Origin of the sequence: Mucilaginibacter sp. SG538B, from assembly GCF_013376065.1 — a bacterium.
GTDB classification, from domain to species: domain Bacteria; phylum Bacteroidota; class Bacteroidia; order Sphingobacteriales; family Sphingobacteriaceae; genus Mucilaginibacter; species Mucilaginibacter rubeus.
Genome location: NZ_JABMJI010000003.1, coordinates 540,817 through 553,138, shown reverse-complemented (window position 1 = coordinate 553,138; position 12,322 = coordinate 540,817). Strand labels below are relative to the sequence as shown.

The window sequence follows — 12,322 nt, the reverse complement described above, 5'->3', positions numbered from 1 at the left end:
ATATAGCTTTAGGCTTTATGCGTTCCGCTTTCGGCCTTTCCTTAATCCTTTTTACCGCCAAAAACCGAGAAGCTTACATAACGTTTTGGATGTGCCTTCAAATCAATAAACAGGTTATTGAGGTTGTTTGATGCATCTGTAAGGTTTTTGTACATTTTATCATCATTAAGCAAAAGGCCCAAAGAACCTTGGCCTGCGTTGATTTTGGCAATAGTTGCCTGCAAATCGGCCATAGCCTTGTTTGCATTATCAAGTGTTTGTTTTAGGTTAGCGGCAGCAACGTCGTTACTTACTTTTTCAAAGTTCGCTGTCATCCCGTTTAGGTGGGCTGTGCTTGTCTTTAAGCTGCCTGATACCTCCTCGGCATTGGTAAGTATGGCATCGATATGGCCGGTTTGTGAACCTACCAGGTGGTCTATTTTTTTGGTAGTACCTTCGAGTGTTTGCAATGAGTTGGCAATGCTCATGAAGCTGCGGTCGATGTTTTTCTGAAAGTTAGGATTCAGGATCTTGTTAACAGCGCTCAGTGACGAATCGAGTTTAGACATCAGCATCTCTGCCTTTTTTTGTATGGGCTGCAGGCTTTCCGCAAGGCTGCCCTGGATATCGGCTTTAAGTGTATCCTGGTCTTCGGCGGGCACATTGCTGTTACCTAACTCAAAAACAATGGCTTTACTGCCCAGCAGATCGGTACTTTCAAGCTTGGCGAGGGTGTTTTTAGGCACAACCACATCTGGCTCAATTTTAAATTCAACCACGGTACGCCCGTCTGGCTGAAGCTTCATTTTAGAGATGCGGCCTATCTGGTAACCGTTTACCAATACTGGTTTTGAAACGGTTAAACCTTCAACGCTGTTATAAATAGCATAGTATTTATTTGATCCTGAAAAAACATCATTACCGCGTAAATAACTGTAACCTAATATGAGTATGGTAATTGCTATTGCCGTAAGTGCACCAATTTTGGTTTCGTTAGAGATTTTCATTAAGTAGAGTTTATGCGTTAATCGTGTTTAAGGCTATAAACCTGCAACCAGGCTTATATGTTTTATGATGTACGTTTTATTTACAAGGAAGGTAACAGTTTGGCTTTTATAATTATTGCGAAATCTGTTCCATCTCTTTTTTATAGGTTGTTAATGCACGGATAATTGAAGCTACAATCTCATTTTGTCCTTCTTCTGAATTAAGGTACTTTTCATCGTCGGGGTTATTGATATAGCCGGTTTCAACCAATACTGATGGCATTGCGCTGTGGCAAAGTACGTAAATGCCCTGCTCCCTGATCCCTTCGCTACGCCTTCCATCGGTATCAACAAATTCGCCGTTAATTAAAGTAGCCAGCTTGATACTCTGCTGCCTGAACTTTCTTTTGTACTCGTTTGTTAAAATAATGGTCATGGGGTCGTTCGGGTCCAGTGCGCCGCCGTCGAGTTCGGTCTCTTCGCCAACCTGGTTTTTTTGAATGGCGTTTTCCTCTTCGCGGGTACGGTGTAAACCATAAACTAAAATCAGTACGCCTTTGCCCGACCTGTCCGGAACCCTAACGGTACGGTATACCGCTTTATGACGTTTGGTGCCAACTTTTTCGCGAATTGTTCTGTCGGATAGCGAATTGCAATGCAGGGAAATGAAGAGCTGCCCTTTGTTTTCATTGGCTATTTCAGCCCTGCGTTCAAACGAAACATCATCTTCGGTAGTACGGGTCATTACAGCTTTAACACCGCTTAATTCTTTTTCTATAGCGGCTTGCAATTTAAAGCCGATAGCCAGCGTTACATTCCTTTCTGACGAATAAGAGCCCGATGCACCGTGTGAATAATGACCTGTAGAGGCTGATGGTTTACCACCATGCCCGGGGTCGATAATAATGGTTTTAATCTTAAAACCGGTACTGTTGACAACAGTGTCTGTTTGACGAGGACGACTATTGGTTAAAATAGAACTGTATGATTTAAAGGGAAAAAATGAAAGGAGAACCAGCAACACCCACAAACTATAAATCAATCTTTTCAATGCCTTATTTTTCATTATTTTTGAACGCTGTTAACTATATCTGCAAAAATACTATTCATAATCAATTTTGAAATTCATAACCTTTTTTTTTCTGCTTGCAATTATATTAATAGTAAACGGACTTGCTGCTAATGCCGGCACTGTTTTAAATAACAGCCATGGCAGGAGGCCTTTAACTGATACTATTATCAAACTTGATTCGCTTCGTGATAAGAAACTTCTTAAAGGTAAACAATCCGGCTCAATAACGCCGTTGAGAAACGGTAAGCCGGTAAATTCTTTACCTGCAAATGATACCACTAAAAAGAATAAAGGCGGTCTGCAATCAGAAGTAAAGGCAACTGCCGAGGACTCGACCCACTCAGACCGGGAGCACCAGGTTACCTATTTTTACGGCAAGGCCCGTGTAACCTATGAAGATTTTGAGCTTGACGCAGACTATATCAGGGTTGATGATAAAAACCACCTCATATTTGCACGGGGAAGCATTGACCCGCGTACACACCAATATGTCCGCAGGCCTATTATGAAGCAAAAAACGGATAAGCCCGTAGCATCCGATTCGCTGATTTTTAATTATCAAACAAAAAAAGTAAAGATATATAATCCTGCATCCGAGCAGGAAGGCAACTTTATTTCGGGCGGGCAGGCAAAAAAACTCAATGACGATGAGGTTGCATACCGTAACGTTATTTTCAGTACCTGCGATTTGCCTTACCCAGATACACACTTTGGTATAGTGATTACACGTGGCATCGGCGAAAAGAAACGCATTATATCCGGGCCCGCCTACCTGGAGATTGAAGGGGTCCCCTTACCGCTTGCCATTCCTTTTGGTTTTTTCCCTAAGCCGGACACCAGGACATCAGGTGTTATTTTGCCAACTTTTGGTGAGGACAACACCCTGGGTTTCTATTTAAAAGGGCTTGGATACTATATTGGCATAAGTGATTATGTAGATTTGACTACAACCGGGTCTATCTACTCAAAAGGCTCGTATGAACTAAGCAGCACGGCGCGATATCTTAAACGTTATAAATATACAGGCAACGTTACGCTAAGCTTCGGCTCGCATAACTATGGCCTTGAGGGCGACCCGGCCACTAAAGACGCGCATATTTATTGGTCGCACGTGCAGGATGCCAATGCTAATCCCGGTTCAACTTTCAGTGCTTCGGTTGATGCAGGTACTTCCGGTTTTTTTAGGAACACGCCATCGGCAAGTAACTATAATGTTAACTCCATTGCTCAAAGTAGTTTACGCTCAAGTATCGCTTATGGTAAAACCTGGGCAGGTACACCGTTTAACTTAAGTGTAGGCATTTCGCATAGCCAGGATATAGCCCGTAAAACGGTGAATATCGAGTTGCCCACTATTGCCTTCGGTATGTCGTCGATAAACCCATTCGACTCTAAAAACAGGGTTGGCGAACAAAAATGGTATCAGAAAATTACCGTGAGCTATAATTTAGTAGGTACCAACAAGCTTAACGATATACCCGAGTCCCAATTATTTAAAGGCGAAACTTTATCAAAACGGTTACAAAATGGTTTTCAGCATACCATCCCGGTTAGTTTGGGCTTAAACGTATTAAAGTACTTTCAGTTTAATAACAGTGTTAACTATACCGAACGCTGGTATTTTCAAAGCATTAATGAAAGATTTGAAAGGGGAAGCATTGCCGGTTCAAATCAGTTAATTATTGATACTATACCTGGGTTTAAGCGTGCCGGGGAGTATAGCATCAGTACAGGTATATCAACTAAATTGTACGGTACCATAAACTTTAAACATGGTAACCTGAAAGCAATTAGGCACGTGGCAACTCCGTCAATAAGTTTTAGCTATCGTCCCGACTTCAGCGACCCAAGCTTTGGCTATTACAAAACAGCTGTTAGTACAGCCACTGTTCCTTATCCGTATACCTATCAAAAATATTCTATTTTCCAGAACGGAGTTTACGGCGGCCCCTCAGCAGGTAAGCAGGCGGGTTTAAACTTTTCGGTAGATAACACGATAGAAGCTAAGGTAAAAGCTAAAAGCACGGACACATCCGGCACCGACCGAAAAATCATGATTTTACAAGGTTTGTCGTTCTCCACCTTTTATAATTTTGCAGCCGACTCAATGAAACTTTCTGATATTTCATTTTCGGGGCATACCGCTATTTTCAATCAAAAATTAAGTATCAGTTTTTCGGGAGTGTTTAGCCCATACGTAACCAAGGTAAGCGATTCAATCTCTAATAATCAGATTGTAAGAACAAGCCGTTATATAAACAGGTATGCCTGGCAGGACGGCAAATTCCCAACTTTATCAGGTTTAAACATCTCTATGGGTGGGAGTTTGAATTCAACTAAAGCAACTCCGGGAAATGCCGCCCTGAATACTATCGCAACCATGAATCCCACCCAAGCTCAGAGACTGGCCCTGGTAAATAGCGATCCGAATGCATACGTTGACTTTAACGTGCCGTGGAATATCTCGCTCAATTACAGTTTTAGCTATCAAAACTACTTAAACAACAAAACAACCAGTAATACACTCCAGATCTCGGGCGATGTGAACCTTACGCAAAAGTGGAAGATCCAATATTCTACTACGTATGATATCAAGGCGGCGAAATTTGCAAGTGCTACCTCGTTTTCAATATACCGCGATTTGCATTGCTGGGATTTGGCCTTTCAATGGATTCCTTTCGGTGTATACAAAATGTATAACGTAACTTTAAAGGTTAAAGCTTCCATTTTGCAGGATTTGAAACTAAGCAAGAAAAGCGATTACAATCCACAATCATCTTTTTATTAATATAATAATGCTGGCAGAAATAATTACCATCGGCGACGAGATACTTATCGGACAAATTGTTGATACCAATTCGGCCTGGATGGCTACCGAACTTAACAAGATAGGGATAAGGGTAAAGCAGATCTCATCAATAAGCGACGATAAAGAACATATCCTGAAGGCATTAGCCGAAGCAGCAAGCCGGGCCAGTATCATTTTTATTACCGGTGGACTTGGCCCTACCAAAGATGATATCACTAAAAAAACATTAGCTGAATACTTTAGGGTTGAACTTGTTGAAAACGAGGATGCATTTGCTAATGTAGAACGCATTTTTGCCAAATATAACCGCCCGTTATTGGAGATCAACAAACAGCAGGCGCTTGTTCCGGCTAATTGCGAGGTTGTATTGAATGAAAATGGCACTGCCCCGGGTATGTGGTTTAACCACAACGGTGTCATCTATATGTCTATGCCGGGTGTTCCCTTTGAAATGATGTATATGATGGAAGAGCAGGTATTGCCTAAAATTAAGGCTACCTTCAACCTTCCGTCAATTATACATAAAACACTGCTTACCGTTGGCGAAGGTGAATCATTTTTGGCCGAACGCATTGCGGATATCGAAGATGATTTGCCATCACATATTAAACTGGCCTATCTGCCCAAGTTAGGCCAGGTGCGTTTACGCTTAAGCGCTTTTGGCAATGATGAAACTGCTTTGCAAAAAGAGGTGGATGCATTTGCCTCCCGTTTAATTGAACGCATAGGTTCACCGTTTGTTATTGATCAGGACATCCCGCTTGAAAAGGCCATACTTGACAGGATGGAAGCAAACGGCCTCACTTTATCAGTAGCCGAGAGCTGTACCGGAGGCTATCTGTCCCATTTGTTTACCCAGCATCCTGGTTCATCACAGGTGTTTTTAGGAGGCGCTGTATCCTACTCATATGAGTTAAAGGAGAGTATTTTAGGAGTAAAGAACGAAACTTTGTGGCAACATGGAGCCGTTAGTGAAGAAACGGTAACGGAAATGGTAGAAGGCGCACTGTTAAATTTCAAGTCGGATTTGGCTGTCGCTATTACCGGTGTAGCTGGTCCGGGCGGCGGCACAGAGGATAAACCCGTTGGTACTGTGTGGATTGCAGTTGCCGCAAAGGAGAAATCAATCATAAAGAAATATACATTTGGCAGTAAACGCAGGCAAAATATTGAGCGAAGTGCTGTGATGACGCTGTCAATGTTGAATACTTTGCTTACTGAAATTAAAAAGTAAAGATTTAAATACATAATTTTGGGGTTAAACTATATTCTACTGTATGGCCAGATACCAGCTGTTATTGCCAAAAATGGGGGAGAGCGTTGCTGAGGCAACCGTTATCAAATGGGTTAAAAATCCGGGTGATAAGGTAAATGCCGATGACGCGGTAATGGAAATCGCTACCGATAAAGTCGATTCTGATGTACCTTCGCCTGTAGCAGGTAAGTTAGTTGAACAACTGTATAAAGAAAATGATGTTGTACAGGTAGGCGCGGTTATAGCTATAATTGAAACTGATGAGCCTGAAACTGCACCGATAGTTGCCCAGTCTGAAGAGGTTGCGCCACAACCTCCCGAAGAACCGAAAATAGCAAACTCAACTTATCACGAAACCGTTCCGTTTACCGAAACTGTAAAAGCTCCTGAGCCCGAAAATTTATCCAATATCCCTGGTATTGATCAGCTTGAGAAAAAAAGTTCGCCTGCTGTCCCTTCATTTAAATCTGAGGCGCGATTTTATTCGCCATTGGTGAGAAATATCGCCGCGCAGGAAGGTATCAGTATTAATGAACTTGATAGTATTCCCGGAACCGGTTCTGAAGGCCGCCTAACCAAAGATGACCTGCTAAATTATTTGCAGGCAAAAACCTCAACTGTTGCTCAACACGCTAAACCGTCGTTTGAGCCGGTTAATGTTCAGCCTGCGGAAGAAGTGCGTCCGGTTAAAGAAGCAGAAAAAGCGCCTGTGCGGACTTCCGAACCAGCACCTCAACCTGTGGCCCCTGCTGCCGGGCCTGCAAAGACAGAGGCGCCAAAAGCTGCACCTGTTGAACAACAGCCTGCTGCCGCTTCGGTATCTGGTGCCGATGAGATCATAGAAATGGACAGGATGCGCCGTTTGATTGCCGACCACATGGTAATGAGCAAGCAAACATCGCCTCATGTTACCTCGTTTGTTGAGGCTGATGTAACCAACCTGGTATTATGGCGCGAAAAAGTAAAAAATAGCTTTGAAAAGCGCGAAGGCGAAAAAATAACCTTTACACCTATATTTATTGAAGCGGTGGCGAAAGCCATTAAGGATTTCCCGATGATCAATGTTTCGGTTAACGGCACGCAAATCATTAAAAAAGCCGCGATCAATATCAGTATGGCTACGGCTTTACCAAACGGCAACCTTATTGTGCCGGTAATAAAGAAAGCTGATGAGCTAAACCTTGTTGGTCTAACTAAGGCCGTTAATGATTTGGCAAACCGTGCGCGTAACGGCAAGTTACTGCCCGATGACGTAAAGGAGGGTACATTTACTATCACCAATGTTGGCTCATTTGGCAACGTAATGGGTACCCCGATAATTAATCAGCCGCAGGTAGCTATTTTGGCTGTTGGGGCTATTAAGAAAAAGCCGGCTGTAATTGAAACAAAAGAAGGCGATATGATTGCCATACGCCACATGATGTTCCTTTCATTATCTTATGATCACCGTGTTGTAGATGGTGCCTTAGGTGGCTCGTTTGTGCGGCGTGTGGCTGACTATTTGGAAAAGTGGGATAATAGCAGAGAGGTATAACTCTTTACTATATAAAACAAGGAAGACCGGGTTAATTAACCCGGTCTTCCTTGTTTTAGGATCATGCTGTTTAAAAAATAAATTTTAAATTTTTATGAATGAAGCACATAAACAGCTCCAGGCATTAAAACCCGCTTAAATCATATATAAGCCCCAAATGCTGTGAAAATTCGTATTAACTTTGCCTTTGAAAATGGCTTACAAGTATACTGATAATTACCGCGAACAGGGGGCCCGTAAAAGGCTGGTGGATGTTTTGAGAAAGAAGGGAATTGGCGACGAACACGTTTTAGAGGCTATTGGTAAGGTAAAACGTCATTGTTTTTTTGATGAAACTTTCTGGAACCAGGCTTACAGGGATATTGCGTTCCCGATAGGCGAAGGGCAAACGATATCGCAACCCTATACTGTGGCCTATCAAACCGAATTACTGCATATCCGTAAAGGGGATAAAGTTCTTGAAATAGGCACAGGCTCGGGGTATCAAACCTGTATCCTGCTTGAACTTGGAGCGAATGTTTACACTATTGAACGTCAGGAAAAGCTCTATCACCGCACCAAATATGTGCTGCCCAATGAAATGGGCTACAATGCCCGTTTTTTCCTGGGAGATGGCTCTGTTGGGATAGCCGAACACGCACCTTATGATAAGATCATTGTTACCGCCGGAGCACCTACCGTACCCGACGTGCTGTTAAAGCAATTAAAAATAGGCGGTATCCTGGTTATCCCGGTTGGTGATGAGGAAACCCAAAAAATGGTTACAATACTAAAAGTGGGAGATAACGATTATGAAAAGATTGTGCTGGACACCTTTAGGTTTGTACCATTGGTAGGGGATAAAGCCTGGTAGGGATTTGGGATTTCGAATTTTTGATTTCGGACTTGAGAAGGGAAGAATTTAAAAGTAAATCCGAAATCTAAAATCCCAATTCCGAAATTAATTTACCTTTTCATCACCCTGTCCAATTCAATTTTAGTATCGCGCTCCTTCATGGTTTCGCGTTTATCATATGTCTTTTTGCCTTGTGCAAGGCCAATTTCAAGTTTGGCAAATCCCCGTTCGCTGATAAATAACGCCAGGGGGACTATGGTCAACCCCCGTTCTTCGCCACGGGTCTGGAGTTTTTTTAGCTCTTTTTTATTTAACAGCAGGATGCGGTCGCGCTTGGCCTCATGGTTATAGAACGAGCCGAATGAATATTCAGAGATATGCAGGTTGCGTACATATAACTGGTTATTAATGAATGTACAAAAAGCGTCATTAATGTTAGCCTTACCCTGCCTTATCGACTTGATTTCGGTACCGAGCAACTGTATGCCTGCTACATATTTATCAAGTATGTGATACTCAAAGTAGGCTTTTTTATTTTTTATATAGATGTTATCCTGGCTCATAATTATTCAGCCGTAAACTTACAAAATTAGTTTGACTGTGGCTTTACCACCAGTACAGGCACGTTAACCTTGTGCCTTACAGAATTTACAGTGGTGCCAAATATGAGATCTTTCAAAGCTTTGTGTCCGTGCGAGCCCATGACAATGAAATCAATTTTCTCGTCTTTCACAATTTCGGCAATAGCACTGGCCGGGTTGCCGTAACCAATTTGTCCCTGGGCATTGTAGCCAAGGTTTTTTAAAGCGCAAACGTATTTGTCAAGGTTGTTAAAATCAATTTGGGTTTCATTATCCAGCACCTGGCCGCCATAGTAACGCGCACCGGCAGTTTCAACAACGTGTATCAATGTATAATCGGCCTTTTTACCTCCCTGCATAATAGCATGGCGCAGGCAATCAGTATCATTCTTTGAAAAATCTATAGTTATGGCAATGTGACTGTAAGTTATCGCATCGAGTTCGGTAATGGCATTGGCTATACCATGCGGTACAATAGCAGGTCTGTCGTGATGTTTAAATAATAATGGCCGTATAAACACATAGATCAGTAATATCGCTATGCCGATAACAATCGGAACCACAATAGCATAGATCCAAACTGGTGACGATGTGCTATTTACCCAATCACCAATTTGTTCGTATACCAGTTTGGCGTTTAAGGCAACGATTAACACGGCGCTTGCCCAGGCCAATGCCCTTGTTTGGAAATTGATAGTAAACTTGCCCATTCTTTTCCTGTCGGAGGTGAAATGGATGAGGGGGATTACCGCAAAACCCAACTGAAGGCTTAATACAACCTGGCTTAAGATAAGGAGTTTTCCTAAACCTTCCTCGCCATAAAAAAGTATGGTGAACACTGCCGGTACAATAGCCAATACACGGGTAAGCAGGCGGCGTAACCAGGGCTCTATCCGCAGGTTAATGTGCCCTTCCATAATGATTTGCCCGGCAAGCGTACCGGTAATGGTTGAGCTTTGCCCCGAGGCAATGAGCGCTATGGCAAATAAAGTAGGCGCAATTGCACCGAAAATATGCTCCAGCAGCTTGAATGCATCCTGAATCTCCGCTACTTCAAAATAGCCGTTTCTGAAAAAGGCGCTTGCTGCTAATATCAAAATAGCCGCATTTACAAAAAAAGCAAGATTAAGGGCTATAACCGTATCAAAAAGATTAAACTTAATCGCCGCCCTGAATCCTTCTTCGGTACGTGTTATTTGACGGGTTTGCACCAGCGATGAATGCAGATACAGGTTGTGTGGCATTACCGTAGCGCCAATAATGCCTATAGCTATATAAAGCATTTGCTGGCTTATTTTATCACCTTTAAACAGGTTGCCGGGAATGAAACCTTTTGCTACCTCTATTACATCGGGTCTAACGATAAACATTTCGACCAAAAAAGAGAGCCCGACTATAAAGATCATCGAAATAATAAAACCTTCGAGTTTGCGCATACCCTTATTCATGAGGTAGAGCATTAGCACGGTATCGGTAATGGTAAGCGATACCCCCCAGATTAATGGAAGATGAAACAGTAGTTTTAAACCAATGGCCATGCCGATAATTTCGGCCAGGTCACAGGCTATAATGGCTATTTGTGCCAGTATATACAGGCAAAAGTTTACAAAACGAGGATAGGCATTTTTAGAAGCCTGTGCAAGATCAAGCCCGCGCACTATCCCCAACCGGGCTGCCAGTGATTGCAGCAGGAGGGCAATCATGTTTGATACAAACAACACCCAGATCAGCTTGTATCCAAAAGCGCTGCCGCCAGCAATATCCGTTGCCCAGTTTCCCGGATCCATATAGCCTACGCTCACCAGGTAAGCCGGGCCCAGGAAAGCCATTAGCTTACGCCAGCCGTTTTTGTTTTCGGTGGTTACTGATCCGTGTACATTGCCTAAAGATTCGTTGTGTGTATTGTTCATAGGGCTATAAGCAAGTTGTTGGCTACTTCGCGGCTGATATGCACTTCTTTATTGCCGGTTTGTACCACTACCGAATGGTCATATTCAATAATATCAGTGATCATTATTTTGCAGCCGATGGTAAGCTGTTTTTTATCGAGGTATTGTAAAAAGGATGAACTATGGTCGCGGACGCCTGAAATTATACCGCTTTGATTAACTGTTACTGCCGAAACCGGTTTTAACTCGTGCGTGTTAAAACGGCCGTTACAGTCAGGTATAGGGTCGCCGTGTGGGTCATGTTTTGGATAACCCATAAACTTGTCAAGGCGGTCAATTAACTCTTCAGACGAGATATGTTCCATCTCTTCGGCAAGGTCATGAACCTGGTCCCATTTAAAATTGAGTTTCTCTACAAGAAAGTACTCCCACAGCCGGTGTTTGCGGATAATGCTTATCGCTATTTTCTCGCCGGAAGGGGTAAGGCTTACTCCCTGGTAAGGGGTGTAATTGATGAGCGCTTTCTCAGCAAGTTTTTTTAGCATGTCGGTAACCGAAGACGCTTTGGTATTTAGCGAGGATGCGATTTGATTTGTACTTGCATTTCCATCATTTACAGAGAGATGATAGATGGATTTCAAGTAGTTTTCCTCGGCTAAAGTGTTCATTTAAACAAATCTAATAAAAAATTTAGACTAATCTAAAAAAATAAACGTTAGGAAATATGTTTTCGTTGAAGTACTTTAACGAAAAATTAAATTTTGCGAAGCAAGGAAAATACTATATTTGCATACAACTATGGCCGCCGAATTAGATAAAATAGACCTACAAATACTCAAGATTTTACAGGAAAACGGAAGGATAACCAACCTCCAGTTGTCTAACGAGATAGGGCTTTCGCCAGCACCTACTCTTGAACGCGTGCGTAAACTTGAGAACGCCGAATACATAAAAAGTTATCATGCACTGGTAGATGAAGAGAAGTTAGGATTAGGAATCAAAACCTTTATCCAGATCTCCCTTGATTTTCATCAAAAAAATACCATTCAAACTTTTTTGGATGAGATCAAGAATATTAAAGAAGTAACTGAGTGTCATCACGTCACCGGGCAGTGTGATTTTCTGTTAAAGGTATACGTACGCGACATCAAATCATACGAGCAACTCATCATGGAAAAGATCAGCCGCATTACTGTGGTTAAAACATTCCAAACCATGATGATCATGTCTACCAGTAAAAAAGAGCCTATAGTGCCGCTGGAGTATTAGATAAGAGTCAAGACTATAAGAATCAAGAGTCAAGAAGAAGGATTAAATATCTTTCATTTCTTGACTCTTTTTAGTTTCAGACTTTTTTAAATCTTGATTTCTTGACTCTTGCC

General features: G+C 42.3%; 10 protein-coding genes. 5 read left to right on the top strand and 5 right to left on the bottom strand.

Annotated elements, in window-relative coordinates:
• Window positions 1-41: 41 nt before the first annotated feature.
• Both FHW88_RS18270 and FHW88_RS18265 read right to left on the bottom strand, forming a co-directional pair.
• The gene (locus FHW88_RS18270; RefSeq protein ID WP_176627425.1) at window positions 42-986 is read right to left on the bottom strand and encodes an MlaD family protein; all 945 of its coding nucleotides are present in this window, start codon (window positions 984-986) and stop codon (window positions 42-44) included.
• Window positions 987-1,098: 112 nt separating this feature from the next.
• A complete protein-coding gene (locus FHW88_RS18265; protein WP_090527135.1) occupies window positions 1,099-2,031 on the bottom strand; it encodes an N-acetylmuramoyl-L-alanine amidase in 933 nt (310 codons plus the stop codon).
• A gap of 52 nt (window positions 2,032-2,083) precedes the next feature.
• Here FHW88_RS18265 and FHW88_RS18260 point away from each other — a divergent pair, with 52 nt between their 5' ends.
• The 4 genes from FHW88_RS18260 (at window position 2,084) to FHW88_RS18245 (ending at window position 8,488) form a co-directional block, all read left to right on the top strand.
• Window positions 2,084-4,825, top strand: a complete 2,742-nt coding sequence (locus tag FHW88_RS18260) for a putative LPS assembly protein LptD (protein WP_090527137.1) — start codon at window positions 2,084-2,086, stop codon at window positions 4,823-4,825.
• Between the two features lie 7 nt (window positions 4,826-4,832).
• Window positions 4,833-6,080 (top strand): competence/damage-inducible protein A, encoded by a 1,248-nt coding sequence (locus tag FHW88_RS18255; RefSeq protein ID WP_176627424.1) that lies wholly within the window; start codon window positions 4,833-4,835, stop codon window positions 6,078-6,080.
• 43 nt (window positions 6,081-6,123) lie between these two features.
• The gene (locus FHW88_RS18250) at window positions 6,124-7,635 is read left to right on the top strand and encodes a dihydrolipoamide acetyltransferase family protein (RefSeq protein WP_176627423.1); all 1,512 of its coding nucleotides are present in this window, start codon (window positions 6,124-6,126) and stop codon (window positions 7,633-7,635) included.
• A 193-nt stretch (window positions 7,636-7,828) separates the two neighbouring features.
• On the top strand, window positions 7,829-8,488 hold the full coding sequence (locus FHW88_RS18245) for a protein-L-isoaspartate(D-aspartate) O-methyltransferase (protein WP_176627422.1): 660 nt from the start codon (window positions 7,829-7,831) through the stop codon (window positions 8,486-8,488).
• Between the two features lie 92 nt (window positions 8,489-8,580).
• On the opposite strand, the gene smpB is transcribed toward FHW88_RS18245, so the two are convergent.
• From smpB to FHW88_RS18230, 3 genes are read right to left on the bottom strand one after another with little or no spacing between them, the layout of a single operon-like run.
• Window positions 8,581-9,033 carry an SsrA-binding protein SmpB gene (gene smpB, locus FHW88_RS18240; protein ID WP_090527145.1) on the bottom strand — a complete coding sequence of 151 codons (453 nt, stop codon included), beginning with the start codon at window positions 9,031-9,033 and terminating at the stop codon, window positions 8,581-8,583.
• Between the two features lie 26 nt (window positions 9,034-9,059).
• Window positions 9,060-10,961, bottom strand: a complete 1,902-nt coding sequence (locus FHW88_RS18235; RefSeq protein WP_090527147.1) for an Nramp family divalent metal transporter — start codon at window positions 10,959-10,961, stop codon at window positions 9,060-9,062.
• Complete coding sequence (locus FHW88_RS18230) at window positions 10,958-11,608, bottom strand: metal-dependent transcriptional regulator (RefSeq protein WP_176627421.1); 651 nt, start codon at window positions 11,606-11,608, stop codon at window positions 10,958-10,960. The genes FHW88_RS18235 and FHW88_RS18230 overlap by 4 nt, the downstream gene beginning before the upstream one ends.
• 130 nt (window positions 11,609-11,738) lie before the next feature.
• Between FHW88_RS18230 and FHW88_RS18225 the strand changes: the two genes are divergently transcribed.
• Entirely contained in the window at window positions 11,739-12,209 is a 471-nt protein-coding gene (locus FHW88_RS18225; protein WP_022832833.1) for an Lrp/AsnC family transcriptional regulator, read from the top strand.
• Window positions 12,210-12,322: the final 113 nt, after the last annotated feature.